Raw genomic sequence first — 21,870 nt, forward strand, 5'->3', positions numbered from 1 at the left:
AAACTGATTACATAGCGCCGTTATGACTTTAAACCCAGATTTACCTTTGGTATACCATCCAAACTACTCATTTAACTTTGATCCTAAACATCGCTTTGCGATGAGTAAATTTGCGCATTTACACGACTATGTTAAACAACTCGGCTTAGTGACTAATAATTTAGTTAAACCTGAATTAGGCACACCAGAGGCACTTGAGCTGATCCATTGTCATAACTATATAAATGATCTTTGGTATAACCGATTGGATGAAAAAGCCATGCGCCGTATTGGGCTGCCTTGGTCACATGAGTTAATGGCGCGCACATTCACCGCCCCGCAAGGCACTTTAAAAACCGCACGTCTTGCTTTGCAACACGGTATTGCTTGTCATTTAGCTGGGGGCACGCATCATGCGCATACTGACTTTGGTTCAGGCTATTGTATGGTGAATGATTTAGCATTTACCGCGCAAACGCTTATACAATCTGGTGAAATTACCAACGTGCTTATTTTTGATCTTGATGTACATCAAGGTGATGGTACTGCCGCGATGTTGCAGCATCAACCTTATGCTTATACGTGCTCTATTCATTGTGAAAAGAATTTCCCGTTTCGTAAATCAGCGAGCGACCTAGATATTGGTTTAGCTAATAATATGCAAGACAACGAATACTTAGGTATTGTTGATGATACGTTGCGCTTTTTACTAAAAGAGCTTAACCCTGATTTAGTACTTTATGACGCAGGTGTGGATGTGTGGCAGCAAGATGGTTTAGGTAAACTTGATATTAGTTGGCAAGGCATAGAAAAACGCGACAATTTAGTACTAAAACGCTGTATAGAACATAATACGCCGGTGGCTACTGTCATTGGCGGCGGTTATGACAGAGATCACCTGCGTCTTGCAAAACGTCATGCTATTGTTGTAGAGCAGGCTGCGCGTTTTTAAATAAACATTCAAGACTTACAAAACACGTGACTAAAAGCAGCTTTTACAACGATTTTTTACTACAATTTAAATTAATATATTGATTGAGACTACTATGCGACTGCCGCTTATTTTATTATTTGCCTTTATGAGTACTTTTACTACCGCCGAAGAAGAAGTTGTAAAAGAAGAACTCCCACCAATGAACCCCGCTTACAGTGCAGAGCATGCTATGGTTCTTGTGAATCATGGCTCACGTATTTTTGCTATTAGCCTACCGACGTATAAACTGCCTCATGATGTTCAAGTGGTATATCAAATTGATAATCCTGATGTTGCTTTTTTAAGCCTAGTGCGTGACGCTGATCTCATCACCATCAAACCAAAACCATTTAATATTCAACATTTAATGCGTGGTGAAGAGATAACAATTACAGCTGATGTTTATGAAGGTCATTACAAGCGTGGTGGCAGTTTAGTTTATTCAGATAGAGCAATCGTTATGAGTAAACAACTTTACGCACGCGAACTCACAGACTTGGCAGAATCCTCTCAATGGCAAGAATACGATATGATCACTCTTAAAAATAGTGAACGAATTTACATCCACAAAATTACCCAAGCCCCGAGTTTTAATCACCTCATTTTTGCCGACTTAACCAATGCCTGCATGCAAAAGTTCCGCACATCTAAACGTGTACCGAAAGAAAGTGAACTCACATATAAATTTGTTAACTGCGGCACTTTAAAGCCGTTGTATTTTGATAGTGAAGATTTTCAATAGCTTAATCACTTTTTAAGTAAAGTATAACCAAAAGCTTTTAAAGTAATTATACGACTTTAAAAGCCTCTGAAATTAAGACTATAAACATACAAATCAAACACTTAAAAAAACCATTAACGTTCATTTACAATAATAATGTACAGATTGTTATAAAAAGAGGGACAGTCGTGTAAATTCACGCGATACTCATCGATAATCGGTACAACAATGGCTATTAAAACTAAATTATTACTTTCCTTTTTGCTTTTAGGTTTGCTCCCAGCAGGCATTGTATCGATATTATCTTTATATCTGTCTGCCCAAGCATTAGAAAAACAAACGTATAACCAACTTTCATCTATAAGTCATATCAAAAGCAATCAACTTCAAGATTATTTTAAAACCACAAAATCAGATATGAACTTATTAACAACTAATTTTGAAAGCCTATCCAAGCATAATTCCAACTTATCACTATCAGAGCTTGCTGCATTAAATCATCCGTGGTTCGATGGGTTTATAACTGATAAAGGTTATTATGATTTATTTTTAATTAGCCCTACGGGCTTTATAGATTACACAGTAACAAAGGAGGCTGATTATTTAACTAGTCTTACAACTGGGCCATATAAAACTTCAGGCCTAGCAACACTTTTCAACAAAACTTTAAGAACTCGCTCATTTGAAATAATTGATTTTTCAAAATATGCACCGAGTAACGATGAGCCTGCGGCATTTATTGGTCAACCGGTTATAATTAATGGCGAAGTCGTTGCTGTTATTGCACTGCAACTATCCATTGACGCAATTAATAATATTATGCAAACACGTGATGGAATGGGGCAAACAGGCGAGTCATACTTAGTCGGTGACGATTTATTAATGCGTTCAGACTCTTACCTAGATCCAATAGGCCACTCTGTTGTTGCTAGCTTTGCCGGTAACGTAAAAAATAATGGCGTAGATACCGTTGCAGTTCATAATGCCCTTCAAGGCCATACAAACACGCAAATGATTATGGATTATAACGGTAACCCTGTTCTGTCCGCTTTTAAACCATTTAAATTTGAGCGATTAAATTGGGCTCTACTTGCCGAAATAGATGAAGCTGAAGCATTCGCTCCTATTTATTCTTTATATTGGATAATAAGCACCATTGCCCTACTTTCCTTTGCTGTCGTAATTATTGCCGCACTGAGTATTACTCGCTCTATTATTAAACCCCTCGGTGGTGAGCCTGCACAAATGCAGATAATCAGTAAACGCATCGCAAGCGGTGATCTAAGTCAGGTGTTTGATTTAGATACTCCTAAGATTGGTGTATACGGTGCTATGGCGAAAATGAATACCTATTTGCACCAAACAATAAGCACAATATCCCAAGCAACTGACAGACTTGCATCCACCGCAGCGCAAACGAGTACTGCAAGTACTCAATCAAATGCAAGCTTACAAGAACAACATGCAAGCATTGAACATGTTGCCAATGCTATTTCACAAACAAACGCATCTATTGAAGAAGTATCTGAAAATGCTCGCGCTGTGGCTGATTTAAGTATTAAAGCTAAAGAAACAACATACTCTGCAGATGTTCATTTACAACAAACAATTGTAAAAATGAGTTCACTTGAGCATACAATAAATAATACGGAAGTAGTGATCAAACGCGTCGAGGGTAACGCACAAACGATTAATAAAGTACTTGAGGTTATCCGTTCTGTCGCAGACCAAACAAACCTTTTAGCACTTAATGCAGCCATTGAAGCAGCTAGAGCAGGAGAGCATGGTCGAGGTTTTGCCGTTGTTGCTGATGAAGTTAGACAGCTAGCTAAAAAAACACAGAATTCAACAGCCGATATAGAAAACATGATTGAATTACTGCAAGCAGGTACACAACAAGCCGTTGTTGAAATACATAAATCTATAGATGCCACAGAATCAACGATTACAACAGCAAATCACAGTGCTGAGTTATTAAAACAGAGTGTTGAACAAATAGACTATATAGCTCGTCGAGCTGAAATCATTGCAACAGCAGCGCATGAACAAAGCAGTATGTCTGAAGAGATAACCCATAACATTGACTCGATAAAACAAGCTGCTATTGATAACGCGGTAGGAGCTGATCAAGTATCTGCTGCGAGTATAGAGCTGGATCAACTCAGCAAACAATTGCAAAAAATAACGCATGATTTTAAATTATCATAGCAACAAAAAATGACAGCTGTTATGTAACCTTAGTTGTAATCAAATAGCTGCTGTTGCCTTAATGTAGAGCATGGACTACTGCCGGGACTGTTAAAACATTTTAGCGCTTATAGGTCTGTTGTATAATAAGTGATAGGCCTAGCTGCATACTTTCATTCGATTGCCCAGCAAAGCCAAGTCGAATATAGCTAAGATTTGCAGGCTTTAAGCTACGTACTGAGTTGGCAAAATAAAACTCCCTCTCGGTTTGTATATATACGCATTGCTTTGCTAATTCAGTTTTTAAATCGCGCGTATTTTTATTAAAATTAACCCAAATAGCCATACCACCGTCTGGTTTTATGTACTCAATAGGATAACCTTGTGCTTGAAGCTGCATTAAGTAGCTATCCATCGCTTCATAGCGTTGCTTATACAGTTTAGTCATGCGCTTTAAATGGCGCTCAAAGCCGCCCTCTTTCATCCAATGTGCTACTGCTAATTGCATAATTACATCGTTCTTATGATTCATCAGCTGCTTCCAGGCGGTTAATTGCGCTATCACTTCAGGGGCTGCGCAGATATAGCCAATACGCGCTGCTGAGAACATAATTTTTGAAAACGTCGATACGTAAATAATAATGCCGGCAGGGTCATCCGCAGCCATAGGTTGTAATGGCTGACAGCGATAGTGAAATTCATGGTCGTAATCATCTTCAATGATCATCACATTATGGGAATAACACAACTGATAAATCTGTAAGCGCCGTGTTGGCGATAAAGTCACTGTGGTCGGGTACTGATGCAACGGTGTTAAGTACAGCATCTTTATTGGGAATCGCATAAGCTGGGCTTTTAAATCATCGACACATAAGCCTTCATCGTCTTGCTTTATATCGACCAATTGAGCGCCACATGCAGCAAATGCCTTTCTTGCTGGTGGGTATCCTAGCGTTTCAACAGCAATATTATCGCCCTTTGCTATAAATGCTTTAGCGATTAAAAATAATGCCTCTTGTGAGCCATTACAGATCAGAATATCGTCCGTATCTAAGTTACGTGTTTTATGTAAATATTCTTTAATCTGTACTTTTAGTTCAGCGCAACCGCTTACTTCTCCATAGTGTAATTTACTAATGTCGATATGATCACACACATGGCTAATTGCACGTTTAAACTCTTTTTGAGGGAAACTTGCTAAGTCAGGTAGCCCCCCTGCAAAATTATATTTATAAGCATTTAAATCCATACCAACGCTAGGCACTTCAAGTGTGTTAGCGAATTGATAAGGTGTAGACTGCAAGGCGGGTGCAGTTTTTACGCCAATGCTGCTTTGAATAGGTAAACTATCTGTCACCCGATACCCTGAGCGCTCATTTGATATTAGCCACCCCTCAGCAACTAACAATTGCAATGCATTCATCACGGTATGGCGATTGAGCTGATAAGTGTTAGCCATGGCACGCGCTGAGCTGAGCTTTACTCCTGGTGCAAACTTGCCTTGCATTATGGCACTGCGTAGTGCGCTGGCTAGTTGCAAATATTTAGCGGGCTGTGACTCATGAAATTGAATATCTAATGGCTGCATTTTAGTTCCTGCCACCCCAAACTGGTCTAGTTAAAAAGATAAAACTGGTTGTTTATTACTAACCAATGCAGCGTACCTTTGTTATTCATAAATAGCAAAGTATAGGCCTTATCATGTTTACAAAACACATTCATCAAACCAATAAACTGGCTTTACAGCCACTGACACAAGACCACCTTGAGGGGCTGTATCAAGCAGGCCAAGAGCCACAAATATGGCGTTGGGTTTTAATGAATTACACCCAAACACGTGCAACGCTCACTGATTGGTTTATCAATACGGCACAATTTAATGCTGAGCAACAAATTGTCTACGCCATCGTGGATAAAGCAAGTAGCCAAGTGCTTGGCACTACACGCTTATTTAGATTGGATAAACAAAATCGCAGCGCCGAGATTGGTCACACATTTATAGGTCTCCCTTGGCAGCGCAGCTTCGTAAACAGCCACGCAAAATACTTGCTACTGCAATATGCGTTCGATGAATTAGGCTTAGCGCGTATTGCTTTTAATACCCATGAACAAAACCAAAAATCGCGTAATGCTATTGCACGCCTTGGCGCCCGCTTTGAAGGCATTAGTTATAAAGACAGATTACTTGCTGATGGCTCATATCGAAACACCGCCCAGTTCAGTATTATTGATGAGCAATGGCCGGCAATAAGATCGCAGTTAGAAGGAAAGCTATAATGTACCCAGCGAGGCATTTTCAACAACATGATAGTAAGCAATTGCAACAGTTAGTAAATTGCTATCCGCTGGCGACTATTTTAATGCCAAATACACAAAATCAGCTCAATGATATATGTCGCGTCCCCTTACTCTTTGACTCAGCACGGGAGATTTTTATCGGCCATGTAGCTAAATATAACCCTCTTTCATTGCTTGATGGTCAACCTGTGAATTTACTGTTCACAGGTGATGACTGCTATTTATCCCCCTCATATTCAAAGAATAAAACACTACCAAGCTGGTTATATTCCTCTGTTTTAGTCACAGCCAATGTGCATATCATTCAGAAGCTTAGTCAAAAAGAGTCAATAATGGAACGGCTTACTACTCACTTTGAGCAAGAATTTACACCGAATGAAAACCCGATATGGCAGCTTAATGATGTACCACAACAACATCGTAATACTATGTATCAAGAGCTTAGCTTTATTGAGTTTGAACCAACAAGCTGGAAAGGTAATTTTAAGCTAAGTCAAAATAAGGCTACGATAATTAGAGAAGAAATAAAAAATAGCCTAATATTAATCAATAAAGTAAGTATTGCTAATTTGATAAAAACATATTGATACTCGCTTTAATCAGGTTTTAAAACGGTAAGTTGATGTACTCGTAGATACCCAAGTTACCTGAAGGTGCGAGTGTCATTGGATTTAAAAGCGATTTAGATATTGATTGAGGTGTGGTCGTTAAATGTGCAAGTAAAACAAAAAACGCCTTTTAAAGGCGTTTTTAAATCTGTAGTTTTATCTGCCACAGCTTATAATATTTGGTTTTCTTTCCAAACTTGCTCTTTTGCCATACGCTTTTTACGTTTGTCACATGGGTCATCGCAATCACAGGCTTTATCAATGCCTACAGAGCCAAGACCGCCACAACTACTGGCCATAGATTTCTTTTGTACTACCATACCCACAGCCATCGCAGCGACGATTAAAAGTAGTAAACCAAAAGTAAGAAGAAAAAGTGACATTGCTTAGCCCCTATTGATCAGCAATAAAATAATACCCAACAAGTTGCTGGGCTGACTGTATTATAAACTGATTTAAACCGCGCTACAAATAGGGTTTAAATGCAGGGCTAGAATAAGTGACTAAACCATCTTCTGATTTAGCAATCAGATAAACGGGTAAACCATGCTCCTGTGCATACGCTTTTGCTTTTTCCATCCCCATTACAGTCAATGCTGTTGCAAGGCCATCTGCGGTCATTGCTGATGGGTGTAAAACGGTCACAGAGACAAGATCATGACGACTTGGCATACCCGTTACTGGATCGATTAAATGGCTGTAAGTCACTCCCTCCATTTCGTAAAAAATACGATAATCGCCAGAAGTTGCCATACCATTATTTTTGGGGGCTAAAATACGATGCGCTTTACGCACACCTAGCTCTGTATCTGGCTGTTCAATAGCGATACGCCATTCTTTATCACTAGGTTTTTTACCTGAAACTCTAAGCTCACCGCCAATTTCAACCATGTAGTTCGTTAAGCCATGACTCTCAAGTAGTTCTGCTACCTTATCAATACCATAGCCTTTTGCCGTGGCAGAAAATGATAGCGCTAAGCCATCGACTGATTTAGCTAAACCTTGATCTGTTAATATCAACTTATCAACACCAATTTTAGCAATCATTGCTAACAGTGCTTCATTAGTTGGTCGCTTAGTGGGCTTTTTATCAGGGCCAAAACCCCATAAATCAATTAATGGTCCCATAGTCACATCAAGGGTTTTAGTTGATTTCCCTAAGCGAATTGATTCACTGACTACAGCTCTAAAGTCACTACTGATAGGCATTACTTCGCCTGCTGGTAAACGGTTAAATTGATTTATTTCAGAGTCTTTAATGTACGTAGACATGGATAAATTAATGTCTTTCAATAACTGTGTTACTTCAGGCAACAAGTTAAGCGAGGCTAGTTTTTCTTGCTCGGCAAATACTTTAATGTGATAAGTTGTGCCCATCGTTTTACCTTCAAGGTATAACTCTTGCGGCTCATTTTTACCACAACCAGATATGAGTAAAGTGAGAGTAAGAAAAAATAAGGCAATTAATGCCTGCGGGTGAAAAACTCTATTCATAGCAGCCTACTCAGGTTAAATTTTAAATATAAAAAAGCCCCGTAGCATTAGTTACTACGAGGCTGATATTCTAACCAAAACTAAATTGTTTTGATATGGGTGTTAGCCACCGAAATCATCTAATAAGATATTTTCGTCTTCAACACCTAAGTCTTTCAACATAGTGATAACAGCAGCGTTCATCATTGGAGGACCACACATGTAGAACTCACAATCTTCCGGCGCTTCATGTTCTTTAAGATAGTTCTCAAATAACACGTTATGGATAAAGCCAGTATAGCCTTCCCAGTTATCTTCTGGTTGTGGATCTGAAAGCGCTGTATGCCATACAAAGTTAGGGTTTTCAGCGGCTAAGCCGTCAAAATCTTCAACGTAGAACATTTCACGTCTAGAACGTGCACCATACCAGAAACTCATCTTACGCTTAGAGTTCAAACGTTTAAGTTGGTCAAAGATATGTGAACGCATAGGCGCCATACCAGCACCACCACCAACAAATACCATTTCAGCGTCAGTATCTTTTGCAAAGAACTCACCAAATGGACCAGAGATAGTTACTTTATCACCTTCTTTAAGTGACCAAATGTACGATGACATTTTACCACAAGGTAAGCTTAAGTCCCTTGGAGGCGGCGCAGCGATACGCACGTTAAGCATGATGATGCCTTCTTCTTCTGGGTAGTTAGCCATTGAGTAAGCACGAATTGTTTCTTCGTCTACTTTAGACTCCAGCTTGAAGAAACCAAAATGGTTCCAATCGCCACGGTACTCTTCAGGTACATCGAAATCAGCATATTTAACGTGATGTGCAGGGGCTTCAATTTGAATATAACCACCGGCACGAAACGGTACTGACTCGCCATCAGGTATTTGTAGTTTAAGCTCTTTAATGAACGTTGCTTTGTTATCGTTAGAGATAACTTCACAATCCCATTTTTTAACACCGAAAATTGACTCTTCAAGTTCAATTTCCATGTCGTTTTTAACATTTACCTGACACGCTAAACGACAGCCTTCACGGGCTTCACCTTTAGATATGTGATCAAGTTCAGTTGGTAAGATATCGCCGCCACCAGAGTGAATGTGTACACGACACTGACCACAAGAGCCACCGCCACCACATGCAGATGATACGAAAATACCTGACTCAGATAGTGCACCTAATAGCTTACTACCTGCTGATGTTGTAATGGCTTTCTCTGGATCGCCATTTACGCCGATGATGATGTCACCGCTTGCAACTAACTTAGATTTAGCACCAATGATGACTAAAACTAGCAGTACAACGATAGCGATGAAAACACCAACGCCTAAGAAAATCTCATAACTCATGATTTATCCTCGCTACCTATTAAAGTGAAATACCAGAGAATGACATAAAGCCAAGACCCATTAAACCAACAGTGATAAAGGTAATACCTAAACCACGTAGGCCGTCTGGCACGTCTGAATATTTCATTTTCTCACGGATACCAGCAAGTAAAGTAATTGCCAGCGCCCAACCCACACCAGAACCGATACCATACACCACTGATTCAGTGAAGTTATAGTTACGTTCAACCATGAAAGATACTGCACCAAAGATTGCACAGTTAACTGTGATCAATGGTAGGAAGATACCTAACGCGTTATAAAGTGCTGGGAAGAACTTATCTAATGCCATTTCAAGAATTTGTACTAGTGCTGCAATAACACCAATGAATGTCAAGAAACGTAAGAAGCTAAGATCCGCTTCTGGGTAACCAAGCCACTCAAGTGCACCAGGTGCCAGAACTGCATGATAAACCAAGTTATTAACTGGTACTGAGATACCCAGTACCACGATAACTGCTACACCTAGGCCGATAGACGTTGTTACTTTCTTTGATACTGCAAGGAAAGTACACATACCTAGGAAGAAGGCTAAAGCTAAGTTTTCAATGAAAACGGCTTTTACGAATAAACTTATATAATGTTCCACAGTCTGCCCCTTACCCTTTCGCTTCTACTTGGTCTTTCTTATAAGTACGAAGTACCCAAATGAATAAACCAATGATGAAGAATGCACTAGGCGGTAAAATCAATAGACCCATAGGTTGATACCAACCACCATCTTGTACAAGAGGGATGATTTCAGCACCAAACAATGTACCTTTACCAAATAGCTCACGAATAAAGCCAACTGTCAGTAGCACAACTGAGTAGCCTAAACCATTACCGATACCATCAAGGAACGACATAAGTGGCGGCGACTTCATCGCGTATGCTTCAGCACGACCCATTACGATACAGTTAGTAATGATTAGGCCAACGAATACAGATAGCTCTTTTGCCGTAGCATAAGAGAACGCTTGTAGTACTTGGTCAACAACAATTACCAATGACGCAATAATAGTCATTTGCACGATGATACGTACAGATGACGGGATCTGGTTACGGATCATTGAGATAAATAAACTTGAAAAAGCCGTTACCAAGGTCAATGCAATTGACATGATTAATGCATTTTTTAAGCTAGATGTTACCGCAAGCGCAGAACAAACACCGAGAACTTGGAGCGCAATCGGGTTATTAGCAAAGACCGGACCAAACAGAACCGATTTCATTTCTTTTGTATCAGCCATTATTTCAATGCTCCTTCACGTACTCTCGCTAGGAAAGGGCCAAAGCCGTTTTCACCAGTCCAGAAGTCAATTGCATGATCAACACCGTTTGAGGTTAAAGTTGCACCTGATAGACCATCAATTTGATGTTCATTTTTAGCACCGCTTTTTACTATATCAACGGGTAATGCTTTACCTTGAAATGAAGCAGTCCATTGTGGGTTTTGAATTTCCCCACCCAGGCCAGGTGTTTCATTATGCTTATAAAAGTTAATATCTTTAACTGTTTCGCCATCGCTTTCAAGTGCAACAAAGCCATACATAACACCCCAAAGACCATAGCCTTGGATAGGTAAAATGATTGCATCAGTTGAACCGTCAGCTTTTTTAGAAATGTAAACTGGTGACTCTGTAGTCATACGCTGAATGCCTGCGATATCTTTGATACCGTTTGCTTTTAGTGCAAAACTAATTTTTTGGTCAAATTTACTTTTCTCGAAATCAAAAGTATTTGGGTCAGTGTCAACAAACTCACCAGTTTTCATATTAACAACACGCGCTTCGATTTTTGCATTGAAAGTATCAGAGATATTTTCAACAGCATCGATACCCGCTGCTGCTAAGATATTCTTTTGAATATCCTGCGTTTTGTTAGCTTGCTGCAATGGGCGAAGCTGAACTGAAGCAAACGATACAATGATTGCACACACTAAACATAGTGCTACAACAACAGATAGCGTTTTGCCGATTGATTCGTTATTACTAGACATTACGTGCCAACCTCCGCTTGATATTAGCCTGCACTACGAAGTGATCGAATAATGGTGCAAATAAGTTAGCAAATAAGATTGCTAGCATCATACCCTCTGGGAATGCAGGGTTAATTACACGGATCATTACAACCATTACGCCAATTAGTGCGCCATACGCAAATTTTGCTTTATCTGTAAATGCCGCTGACACTGGGTCTGTCGCCATAAAGAACATACCAAAAGCAAAACCACCAAGCACAAAGTGCCAATGCCAAGGCATTGCAAATACAGGGTTAGTGTCAGATCCAACTGCATTTAATAAGAATGCTGTTGCAACCATACCCAAGAATACACCTAGCACAATGCGCCAAGAAGCAATTCGAACGTAGATTAAGAACAAGCCACCAATCATCACTGCAAGGGTAGATGTTTCACCGACTGAACCTTGAATGAAACCGTAGAACGCATCCCACCAAAGAGCTATGTTGCTGTAATCAAGAGAACCAACAAACGCTTGACCTAGCATAGTTGCACCAGAGAACGAGTCTACTGCTGTCCATACTGTGTCACCTGAGATTTGTGCAGGGTATGCGAAGAATAAAAACGCACGGCCAGCTAATGCAGGATTTAAGAAGTTACGACCAGTACCACCAAAAATTTCTTTAGCGATTACTACACCGAATGTAATACCTAGTGCAACTTGCCACAAAGGAATGGTTGCAGGCAAGATAAGTGCAAATAAAACAGAGGTTACGAAGAAACCTTCGTTAACTTCATGCTTACGCACTGAAGCAAATATAACTTCCCAAAAACCACCTACAGCAAATGTTACTGCGTAAATAGGTAGGAAGAAACAGGCTCCGTAAAACATTTTAGCGCCCCAGCCGGAAGCAGCGGTTAATTCACCACCAAACATCTGGAACAGGCCAACTTGCCAAGTATTTGCTAGCTCAAAACCTTGTGCTAATGCACCAGCGGCCTGATGACCGATATTGAACATACCAAAAAACATTGCAGGGAACGTCGCCATCCACACTAAAATCATCATGCGTTTTAGGTCGATGTTGTCACGAACGTGTGTCGCGCCTTTATTTACGTAACCCGGGGTATAAAAAATAGTTGCAGCTGCTTCATACAGCGCATAGAATTTTTCATGTTTACCACCGGCTTCAAAATGCGGCTCGATATCTTCTAGAAATTTCTTTAAACCCATCTCTTAGCCTTCCTTCTCGATCGTAGTCAAGCAATCGCGTAGGATTGAACCATACTCGTATTTGCCTGGACAAACGAAGGTACATAACGCTAAATCTTCTTCATCAAGTTCAAGCGCACCCAAAGAAATTGCACCATCTAAATCACGTGCAATTAAATCACGTAATAATAGCGTAGGTAGAATATCTAAAGGCATAACTCGCTCATAGTTACCAAGTGGAACCATGGCGCGCTTTGAACCACCTGTTGACGTTGTCATTTTGAACAAACGACTCGGCGTAAGGTGTGATAAGAAAGTACGTGTCACAGAGAATTTATCACTACCTGGACGGATCCAGCCAAACAACTCTTTCTCACGACCTTCAAGTAATACAGATACTTGAACATGGTAGCGACCTAAGAATGCTTGCGGACCAGCAGAAGTAGCACCCGCTAATACCGAACCAGAAATAACACGGTTATCACCATCTTCTAATTCGCCAGCAACTAAATCATCTAATGCTGCACCCAATTGAGTTTTCACTAAACGTGGGTTTTTAACACGCGGACCAGCAAGCGAAACAACACGATCTGTGAAGATTTCACCAGTAAGGAATAAATTACCAAAGGCGATAACGTCTTGGTAACCAATATGCCAAACTTGTTTGCTAGCAGAAACAGCGTCTAAGTGATGGATATGTGTGCCAACAAGGCCAGCCGGATGTACGCCACCAAACTCATGTACTTCTACTTGAGGAATTGATGAACTAGGTACTTGGCTACCTGCTTGTTTACAAACAAATACTTTACCATCGGTCAAACGCGATACAACAGCTAAACCTGCTTCGAATGCTTGCACATGCTCAGCAATAATAACCGCAGGATCTGCAGCTAAAGGGTTAGTGTCTATTGCAGTAACAAAGATAGAGCTAGGATTTGCATCCACAGCGGCAACTTTGCTGAATGGGCGAGCACGTAGTGCTGTCCATTGACCAGACTGGATAAGTACTTCTTTGGCTTTTTCACGATCGAGGCTCGAAAGCTGCTCAGCCGAAAAAGAGTCAAAGGTGATTTGCTCACTGGCGTTTACTTCGATAACGACAGATTGCAGCACACGTTTTGCACCACGATTAATTTCTTTTACTGTACCAGAAGCTGGGGCAGTAAATAATACACCTGGGTTCTTTTTATCTTCAAAAAGTACCTGGCCTTTTTTAACTTGGTCATCCACACGAACATGCATGGTTGGACGCATACCAATAAACTCTTCACCTAGCACAGCTACACGTTTGACGGTAGAACCATCATGAATAACTTGCTGAGGTGCGCCCTCTATGGGTAAGTCCAGACCTTTTTTTATGTTGATCATACGCACTTGCACTACATTAACGGAAAGAAACTGAAAAATCGAACCAACCACGTCGCTTCTTTTAGTAATCTCAAGCTAAATTCAAGATAACAAAGAACCACCTGTCAAATTACAAGACAAGCAACGCAGTAAAAAACTTCTCACATATATTGCCCGAATTTTAACATCAATCAGGGTCACTATGCGAGTCTAAATATGAAATTTATACGACAGGAGCGCTTATTTAGCTCAATAGATGCATTTGAATAAAATTCAATATAGACCAAAGTGCTATTGCTTGCGAGGTAGGATGAAAATTAAACAGCAATTAATCAAAAATTAAAACTTAAAGACAAAAAAAGTCGCCTAAGCGACTTTTCTATTCATGATTATTGATCAATCTATCATGTTTGCGATTGGTGCTATTGAATCTACATCTTGCTCGTAATCAACTGTGTCGATACCAAAACCGAATAAACGTAAAAACTCATTGTGGTACCCCACGTAATCAGTTAATTCGTCAATTGTTTCTGTTGTTACGCAATCCCATACTGTTTGAATTCGGGCTTGAACATCATCTTCCAACTCTTTGTAGTTTTGGAATAAATGACCACCGTCATCAAAACGTGGTGACTCGCCATATAAATTTTCAGTGAACAATGCGTGAATTTGTTCAATCGTGCCTTCATATGTTCCATCCGCTTTCATTACTTTAAATAAAGCAGAGATATAAAGCGGCATAATAGGAATAGCAGAACTTGCTTGCGTTACTACCGCATTTAATGATGATACGTATGCTTCGCCATTTAATGCTTTGGTTGACTCTTTAATAGCAACTGTTGCGCGATCTAGATCTTCTTTCGCTTTACCAATTGTCGCATGACCATATATTGGCCACGTTAATTCTTTACCGATGTATGTATAAGCACTGGTTTTAAAGTTATCAGCTAAAACGTCAGCTTCTTTAAGTGCTTCTATCCACATTTCCCAATCTTCGCCACCCATCACTTTAATCGTGTTGTCGATATCATCTTGATTTGCGGCCTCGACTGTAATGTCGTCAATTTCACGTTTTGATGTATTTAAGTTTTTGGTCGTAACTGCATTCCCAATTGGCTTAAGTGTTGAAGAATACACTTCACCTGTATTTGGATCTGTGCGACGAGGAGATGCAAGACTATAGATAATTAGATCAACTTTACCTAAATCAGCTTTAATTGTATCAATCGCTTTTTGTTTGATTTCGTTTGAAAACGCATCGCCATTAATATTTTTAGACCATAAGCCTTCAGCGTCAGCTGCCGCTTGAAATGCAGCGGTGTTATACCAACCAGCTGAACCTGTTTTACGCTCTGTGCCTTCTTTTTCGAAGAAGATACCTAATGTTTTAGCACCGCCACCAAATGCAGCAGTAATACGAGATGCAAGGCCATAGCCTGTTGACGCACCGATAACTAACACATTTTTAGGTGCATTTTTTAATGCGCCTTGCTGTTTTACATAGTTAATTTGTTCTTGTACGTGCTCTGCACAACCTACTGGGTGGGCGTTAGTACAGATGAAACCGCGAATTTTAGGCTTAATGACCATTGATCATCCTATATCTATCTCAATAAAAATTAGCGCTAGTTTAAAGGCTAATTGTAAAAATACAGGTCTGATCAGTAATAGTTACTCTCAGACCTGGCCGTTAATCTAATTTTGATCCACCTAAACAATTTGGCGAGTCAGCAACTTGGCCGTTATGTTCACTAAATTCTGTCGGTGTAAATGTATGAATTGCCAATGCGTGAATATGATTAGCCAACTCATCTTTTAAAATCTCATTAATTTGACGATGACGTTGCAGCAAACGCTTACCGCTAAACTCTTCACTGACTACTATAACTTTAAAATGAGAGTCAGTACCACGACTATGCATGTGGCTTTCGTTCACTACATTTAGATGCTTGCAAGCAATCGCATCTGCTAGTTTGGTTTCAATTTGCTGTTGCATTGACATAATTAGTCACTTAAAAACATGTTTATAGGTTCACTATAACAAGTAAGCCTATAAATTGGCTAGCTAGGCGTTGGTAAAATGTATCTAAAAGTCAAACTTATACGGGGGTGAGCTAAGGTTGTTTGTTTTGGTATGGCGTGTTGGTAATCACGCTGACTATCGCCATGCATTATTAAAGTACTGCCGCTGTGTAACTTTAAGTCAGTTACTTTATTTGTCGCTTTATGCTTTAGCTTTAGCACCCGCTCGGCGCCAAGTGAAACACAAACGATTATTGGCTTTGGGCCTAGTTCAATTTCGTCATCACTGTGCCAGCCCATCGTATCGCAACCATCGCGGTAATAATTAACAAGTAATGAATTTAAAGGCTGCTTTAAATGACGCTCTAAACGTTCTCGCATAGCTAATAAAATAAAAGGCCAAGGCTCGATAATTAATTTACTGTGTGAGTACCCATATTCAATCTCATTATCACTGATAAAGCATTGTAAGCGCGGTATTGGGCCTGTTCGTCCATATACTGTTGTACTGGGTTGTTGCCAAGGTAAATTTTGCTGTAAATGATAGAATAAATTGAGACTTTTTTGCGCACTCAGCGTCATTCTTTGATAAGAAAAGCCATTTGGTAACTGTTGGGGGTTGGCGTTTGGCCGTTGCATGTTAGAATTTACCTATCATTTGATTACTGATCACTAACTATTATGACCACGCAAGCACAGTTCGGCGATAAAAAATTTACTCTTGAACGTTTTCCTCTCGATCAAAAAAATCGCAGCTTACAAGCTTGGGATTCTGCTGATGAGTACCTAATTGACTATGTTACGGAGCATTATCCTGATTGTCGATCTTTGCTGATCCTAAATGATAGCTTTGGCGCGTTATCTTGTTATTTTAGCAAACAACAGTTAACAGTTTGTTCAGTAAACGACTCTTATATTAGTCACCAAGCAGCCGCATATAATTTAGCAGAAAATAAAATTCCAAGCACAACATTTAGCCAACTAGATAGTTTATCTGCTTTGCCTGAACAAGTTGACTTAGTTATTTTAAAAGTGCCGCGCACATTAGCTTTTTTACAATACCAGCTATCAGAACTCAGTGAAGTGCTTGCACCAGGAACACCGGTTATTGGTGCAGCTAAAACGAAAGACGTACATAACTCGACCATTAAAGCATTTGAACAATTTATTGGTGAAACAAAAACCAGTTTAGCTGTGAAAAAATCACGTTTGGTAATTAGCCAAGCACAAGGCGGTTATAAGCCTGCTGACTTCCCTGTGAGCTGGCCTCTTGAGGGAACTGATTTTACCATTAGTAATCATGCGAATGTGTTCTCTCGTGACTCGCTGGATATTGGTGCAAGATTCTTTTTTGATTACTTACCGCAAACCAATAAAGCTAAACGTATTATTGATTTGGGCTGTGGTAACGGTGTTGTTGGTTTAATGACTTTATCACGCTGCCCTAATGCAGAAGTCACGTTTGTTGATGAGTCATATATGGCTGTTGAATCAGCACGCTTAACCGTTGAGCTAAATATGGAAAACAAGTTTGAACAATGTGCATTCATCGAAAACGATTGCTTAACTGGTTTTGAACGTGAAAGTGTTGATATCGTGCTATGTAATCCGCCTTTTCATCAAGCGCAAGCGGTTACCGATCACATCGCATGGCAAATGTTTAAACAAGCCAAGGATACGTTAAAAAATGGCGGTGAATTACGCATTATTGGTAATCGCCATTTAGACTATCACGATAAACTAAATCGCATGTTTGGTAATTGTCAGTTGCTCGGTTCAAATAAAAAGTTTGTCGTATTAAGTGCAACCAAAAATGATGGAATGTTATAAAAGTGATGAAATACATTTTGCCTTGCTTTGCTTTATTAGCACTGTCGGCCTGTAGTAGTCAACCTAACCAGATGATCTTAAACCCGGTCTATCAAGGGGGGAAATTAAGCTCAATAAATAATAGCGTGAGCACCAGTGTGATTGATTTACGTGGCGATCCAGCCACCTTAAAGTTAATCAAATCAGACAAAACTCAAACTATTGCCAGCCCAGGGCTGACTGCATCATTAAAAAGTGCCTTAGATAGCGCATTAAGTCGTAATGGTGCCAGCATTTCGAACCTTGCAACCACGCGTTTTGAAGTGGATATTCATACCCTGCAAGCCGTTGTGAGCGAAAAAATGGTTTCTCACACTAGCAATGCAAAAGTTGAATTAGGCGTGCGAGTTATTCGTAGCGATAGTAATTTTAGTAAAGTTTACCGCGGTACAGCCAATTTTGATGGCCCACTAAGTCACGACAGAGCTAAAGTTGAAGGTCAGCTCAATAAGTTGACTGTGCAGTTAATAACACGCATGGTATCAGATCCTGAATTACTCGCATTTTTAGAAGGTTAAGTATGAAACGTCTATTTTTATTATGTGCATTATTAGTGTTTAGTCAAAACCCCATTGCTGCGACTGAGGGACGTTTTGTGCAAAAAGATAATATGTTTCCACGCGTGGAAATCACGACCACAATGGGAAAAGTAATTATTGAAATGGATCGCTCAAAAGCGCCAATTACAGTTAATAACTTTCTCACCTATGTAATGGACGGCAGCTATAAAGGCACTGTATTCCACCGAGTAGAACGTGACGTTGAAAACGAACGTGACTTTGTAATACAAGGCGGTGGCTACGATAAAGAGTACGATGGCGTTTATGAAGGTGAGCCAATTTTTAACGAAAGCGGTAACGGTTCAAAAAACGATATGTACAGCATTGCTATGGCTTATCAAGATCGTCAGCCACACTCAGGGACTCGTCAGTTCTTTTTCAATATGGATGATAATGATCATTTAAACCCTGGTAGAGAATGGGGTTTTTCAGTATTTGGCATGGTGATGGATGGATACGAAACACTCGATAAAATTATGCAAGTTGAAACCGGTTTTAATGAAAAAATTGGTTATGATTTTGTACCTAAAGAGCCAATTATTATTTTAAATATTGCCGTATTAGAGCCCACTCCTCTGTAATACTTAATCATGGGGCTCACTGCCCCTACAACTTTGCCAATGAAGGCGTTATGAAAAGCAACTTATCTATTTCTGAATATTTTTCTTACTTTAAAGACAAACGTCTGATCAACGTATTCATTTTTGGTATGAGTAGCGGCTTTCCATGGGTTCTCATCGGCTCTGTTATGTCAGCATGGCTCAAAGATGAGGGCCTTAGCAGAAGTATGATCGGTCTATTTGGTATAGTGTTTGGCGCATACAGTATTAACTTTTTATGGTCCCCTTTGGTCGATAGAGTCAAACTTCCTCTACTTTATAACTGGCTCGGTCAACGACGCAGTTGGATCTTATTTTGCCAGTGTTTTATTTTACTTGGCGTCATCTTGCTCGCAGGACTCGATATTACGGCGCATTTAGGTATCGCTGCAGCTTTATGTTTACTCATTGCCATTGCTTCTGCCACTCAAGATATCGCTATTGATGCTTTTCGTATAGATACCCTCGATGAAAACGAAAGCCATAAAGCAACTGCGGCTGCGGCTATGGCAACCTCAGGATGGTGGAGTGGTTATGCACTACTCGGTGCAATTCCATTTTATATGGCTGATATGCCAAATATTGGCTGGCCACAAGTCTATTACTTTTTAGCAGGGTTAATGTTGCTACTTATGAGTTGTGTTTTTTGGGCTAAAGAGCCGAAATCGAACCGCGAAGCAGTACACGCTGAGCTTGAACGCATTTATCAAGCAAAACTGGCATCCACTCACGACAACCATATGTCAAAAATATTTGCATGGTTGGCTGTCACTGTGATCGACCCATTTAAAACCTTCTTTGCACGCAATGGCGTAAAAACAGCGCTCGCCTTACTTGCTTTTATCTTCTTATTTAAAATTGGTGAAGCATTTTTAGCGCGTATGTCGATCGTGTTTTATAAAGAAGTTGGTTTTTCTAATACACAAATAGCAAACTACTCAAAATTAGGAACAGGCTTAATTACAATTGTTTTTGCGTTTTTAGGCAGTATTTTTAACCATAAATACGGGATCGTAAAAGGCTTATTTATTAGTGGTGTTGCAATGGCAGCGTCTAACCTCATGTTCTCATGGATCGCACTAGCAGGCCCACAAGAGCACTTATATGCGATGGCTATTATTGTTGATGGCTTCACTCAAGCATGGTCGCTAGTCGCTATGGTGGCGTTTATATCTATGCTATGCGATCGTGCATTTAGTGCCACTCACTATGCATTATTAGCATCATTGGGGAATTTAGGGCGCACCTTACTTTCAAGTTACAGTGGTGTAGTGATTGATGATTGGTTAGGTGGAAATTGGTCGTTATTCTTTATTCTAACGGCGTTGATGGTACTACCATCATTAATATTCTTATACCTAATAAGACATAAGCTCTATCAATTAGAAAACAGTTATCATAGTAAAAGCGGAACGAAAATTTAGATCTGGTGATAATTAAAATGACATGGGGCAAGGATTAAACAAATACTGTGCATCCTTGCACTTCTATTATAAACAGCTTAACAACGCGCTAAGCTTTTATAACTGATCTTCTTTTAGTAAACCTAACCCTTCATATGGGTCAACTTCTAACGCATCACAATAGCGCAAGAATTCAATTACATCTAAGCGACGCTCTTGATTTTCGATTTTACCAATAAATGAATGCGGAGTACCTAGTACTTGTGCCAGGCTACGCATAGTGTGACCTTTCTCATGGCGTTTGCTTTTTAGCCACTTAGTCAATCTTGAGTTTTCTTCTGAAGAAACTGTTTTACCCATCATAAAAAACATCTCCTACTAGATGATTTAAAATTAATTTAGTCTAAAAGTGAAATTTTGCCCGTCTCACTCTTGGATACATTATATACTATTCAGACTCATGTGAAATAACTAATTTCAAAAAAGAACCTTTTACAGGAACGAGTTATTACAAGAAATACATGAGTTGCAAAATGAGCAACAATAGACCTATTTAATGATTCGTTCCTCTTTAATGTAACAAATTATTTATATAATGAAACTATTTTTAGGATAATAAATTTAAACACTAAAAATCAACAACTTAAAATCAAACAAAAATACATATTTAACTCGGAGAACAAGAAATGTTTCGTTTACTGTTTTTATTACCTATTATCCTATGCGTTATTTGGTACTTTTTTCTTAACAAAAATGGTGTCCCAATCAAGCAGGGAAAAAAAGGGTTTATATACATATTAGTATTTTCGACCCTTGTATTAAGTTTCTTTATTTTAATGATACAAGTCACTCACCATAAATAGTGAGTGACTTAGTCAATTTCCACTTAACTACACTCGCGTAACATTAAAAAGCAATGAGTAAAATAAGGGTTAAAACGGTGGCAAAGGTTAAATCCTGCACAGCCACTGCACTGGCTCGTTGTATTGACTATTATGTTGAAGGAGTGCCAAAATCGATTGTTCTATTAAATAAATCAATATTGATCTGTAATACCTTTAGAGCGTGCTGACCTTTGTGGATTGAAATTTGCTCAATCTAGGGGCGATTTAATCGCGGCGCGAGGTTTATAACCTAGCGGGCTCGATAACTGCTCCTGCGTTATTCTACTGGCTCACATCCATGTGAGAATAAGTAAAAATCGAGCAAAGCTTCCGCGCCAGCTCACGCCGCTTACCTACATTCATGTAGGTAACAAAGAGTCAATCGCCCCTAGGAAGAATC

The 21,870-nt window shown here is 39.6% G+C and carries 22 protein-coding genes; 9 read left to right on the forward strand and 13 right to left on the reverse strand.

The genetic code is table 11. From position 1 onward, the window contains the following. Positions 1-22 precede the first annotated feature (22 nt). From HH219_RS01755 to HH219_RS01765, 3 genes are all read left to right on the forward strand, one after another. Positions 23-931, forward strand: a complete 909-nt coding sequence (locus HH219_RS01755) for a histone deacetylase (protein ID WP_064435257.1) — start codon at positions 23-25, stop codon at positions 929-931. 94 nt (positions 932-1,025) lie between these two features. Then, positions 1,026-1,694 carry a hypothetical protein gene (locus HH219_RS01760; RefSeq protein WP_064435256.1) on the forward strand — a complete coding sequence of 223 codons (669 nt, stop codon included), beginning with the start codon at positions 1,026-1,028 and terminating at the stop codon, positions 1,692-1,694. A 207-nt stretch (positions 1,695-1,901) separates the two neighbouring features. Further along, entirely contained in the window at positions 1,902-3,881 is a 1,980-nt protein-coding gene (locus HH219_RS01765) for a methyl-accepting chemotaxis protein (RefSeq protein ID WP_064435255.1), read from the forward strand. Positions 3,882-3,981: 100 nt separating this feature from the next. On the opposite strand, the gene HH219_RS01770 is transcribed toward HH219_RS01765, so the two are convergent. Then, positions 3,982-5,448, reverse strand: a complete 1,467-nt coding sequence (locus tag HH219_RS01770; RefSeq protein ID WP_169326465.1) for a PLP-dependent aminotransferase family protein — start codon at positions 5,446-5,448, stop codon at positions 3,982-3,984. Positions 5,449-5,561: 113 nt separating this feature from the next. Between HH219_RS01770 and HH219_RS01775 the strand changes: the two genes are divergently transcribed. Together HH219_RS01775 and HH219_RS01780 are read left to right on the forward strand one after the other, a co-directional pair. After that, entirely contained in the window at positions 5,562-6,137 is a 576-nt protein-coding gene (locus tag HH219_RS01775) for a GNAT family N-acetyltransferase (RefSeq protein WP_169326466.1), read from the forward strand. Continuing rightward, positions 6,137-6,745 carry an FMN-binding negative transcriptional regulator gene (locus HH219_RS01780; protein ID WP_169326467.1) on the forward strand — a complete coding sequence of 203 codons (609 nt, stop codon included), beginning with the start codon at positions 6,137-6,139 and terminating at the stop codon, positions 6,743-6,745. The genes HH219_RS01775 and HH219_RS01780 overlap by 1 nt, the downstream gene beginning before the upstream one ends. Positions 6,746-6,936: 191 nt before the next feature. Here HH219_RS01780 and nqrM read toward each other — a convergent pair whose 3' ends face one another. The 11 genes from nqrM to HH219_RS01835 form a co-directional block, all read right to left on the reverse strand. Then, positions 6,937-7,149, reverse strand: coding sequence for a (Na+)-NQR maturation NqrM (gene nqrM, locus HH219_RS01785; protein WP_054205558.1), 213 nt, complete (start codon positions 7,147-7,149; stop codon positions 6,937-6,939). Between the two features lie 82 nt (positions 7,150-7,231). Further along, a complete protein-coding gene (locus tag HH219_RS01790) occupies positions 7,232-8,260 on the reverse strand; it encodes an FAD:protein FMN transferase (protein WP_169326468.1) in 1,029 nt (342 codons plus the stop codon). A 102-nt stretch (positions 8,261-8,362) separates the two neighbouring features. Further along, positions 8,363-9,592, reverse strand: a complete 1,230-nt coding sequence (gene nqrF, locus HH219_RS01795; protein WP_054205556.1) for an NADH:ubiquinone reductase (Na(+)-transporting) subunit F — start codon at positions 9,590-9,592, stop codon at positions 8,363-8,365. A 19-nt stretch (positions 9,593-9,611) separates the two neighbouring features. Further along, positions 9,612-10,220 (reverse strand): NADH:ubiquinone reductase (Na(+)-transporting) subunit E, encoded by a 609-nt coding sequence (gene nqrE, locus HH219_RS01800; protein WP_054205555.1) that lies wholly within the window; start codon positions 10,218-10,220, stop codon positions 9,612-9,614. A gap of 10 nt (positions 10,221-10,230) precedes the next feature. After that, positions 10,231-10,863 (reverse strand): NADH:ubiquinone reductase (Na(+)-transporting) subunit D, encoded by a 633-nt coding sequence (locus HH219_RS01805; protein WP_054205554.1) that lies wholly within the window; start codon positions 10,861-10,863, stop codon positions 10,231-10,233. Then, the gene (locus tag HH219_RS01810) at positions 10,863-11,612 is read right to left on the reverse strand and encodes a Na(+)-translocating NADH-quinone reductase subunit C (protein ID WP_054205553.1); all 750 of its coding nucleotides are present in this window, start codon (positions 11,610-11,612) and stop codon (positions 10,863-10,865) included. Before HH219_RS01810 ends, HH219_RS01805 begins: the two co-directional genes overlap by 1 nt. Beyond that, positions 11,605-12,807 carry an NADH:ubiquinone reductase (Na(+)-transporting) subunit B gene (locus HH219_RS01815; protein ID WP_054205552.1) on the reverse strand — a complete coding sequence of 401 codons (1,203 nt, stop codon included), beginning with the start codon at positions 12,805-12,807 and terminating at the stop codon, positions 11,605-11,607. The genes HH219_RS01810 and HH219_RS01815 overlap by 8 nt, the downstream gene beginning before the upstream one ends. A 3-nt stretch (positions 12,808-12,810) precedes the next feature. Continuing rightward, complete coding sequence (locus HH219_RS01820; protein ID WP_054453923.1) at positions 12,811-14,154, reverse strand: Na(+)-translocating NADH-quinone reductase subunit A; 1,344 nt, start codon at positions 14,152-14,154, stop codon at positions 12,811-12,813. A 375-nt stretch (positions 14,155-14,529) separates the two neighbouring features. Beyond that, positions 14,530-15,723: an enoyl-ACP reductase FabV gene (gene fabV, locus HH219_RS01825; protein ID WP_169326469.1), complete on the reverse strand. Its 1,194-nt coding sequence runs from the start codon at positions 15,721-15,723 to the stop codon at positions 14,530-14,532. A 100-nt stretch (positions 15,724-15,823) separates the two neighbouring features. Next, entirely contained in the window at positions 15,824-16,135 is a 312-nt protein-coding gene (locus HH219_RS01830) for a BolA family protein (protein WP_054205550.1), read from the reverse strand. 59 nt (positions 16,136-16,194) lie between these two features. Continuing rightward, a complete protein-coding gene (locus tag HH219_RS01835) occupies positions 16,195-16,794 on the reverse strand; it encodes an alpha-ketoglutarate-dependent dioxygenase AlkB (protein WP_169326470.1) in 600 nt (199 codons plus the stop codon). 42 nt (positions 16,795-16,836) lie between these two features. On the opposite strand from HH219_RS01835, the gene HH219_RS01840 reads away from it, so the two are divergent. The 4 genes from HH219_RS01840 to HH219_RS01855 are packed head-to-tail and all read left to right on the forward strand — an operon-like array spanning position 16,837 to position 20,607. Next, the gene (locus tag HH219_RS01840; protein WP_054205548.1) at positions 16,837-17,985 is read left to right on the forward strand and encodes a methyltransferase; all 1,149 of its coding nucleotides are present in this window, start codon (positions 16,837-16,839) and stop codon (positions 17,983-17,985) included. A 5-nt stretch (positions 17,986-17,990) separates the two neighbouring features. Then, entirely contained in the window at positions 17,991-18,542 is a 552-nt protein-coding gene (locus HH219_RS01845; protein ID WP_211841980.1) for a YajG family lipoprotein, read from the forward strand. A gap of 2 nt (positions 18,543-18,544) precedes the next feature. Next, the gene (locus tag HH219_RS01850; protein WP_054205546.1) at positions 18,545-19,165 is read left to right on the forward strand and encodes a peptidylprolyl isomerase; all 621 of its coding nucleotides are present in this window, start codon (positions 18,545-18,547) and stop codon (positions 19,163-19,165) included. Between the two features lie 50 nt (positions 19,166-19,215). Further along, positions 19,216-20,607 carry an MFS transporter gene (locus HH219_RS01855; RefSeq protein WP_169326471.1) on the forward strand — a complete coding sequence of 464 codons (1,392 nt, stop codon included), beginning with the start codon at positions 19,216-19,218 and terminating at the stop codon, positions 20,605-20,607. 96 nt (positions 20,608-20,703) lie between these two features. Here the strand turns inward: HH219_RS01855 and HH219_RS01860 are convergent, their stop codons facing one another. Then, positions 20,704-20,949, reverse strand: coding sequence for a helix-turn-helix transcriptional regulator (locus HH219_RS01860; RefSeq protein ID WP_054205544.1), 246 nt, complete (start codon positions 20,947-20,949; stop codon positions 20,704-20,706). Between the last annotated feature and the right edge of the window lie 921 nt (positions 20,950-21,870).

Source organism: Pseudoalteromonas sp. NEC-BIFX-2020_015, from assembly GCF_012952265.1.
Classification (GTDB): Bacteria; Pseudomonadota; Gammaproteobacteria; order Enterobacterales; family Alteromonadaceae; genus Pseudoalteromonas; species Pseudoalteromonas neustonica.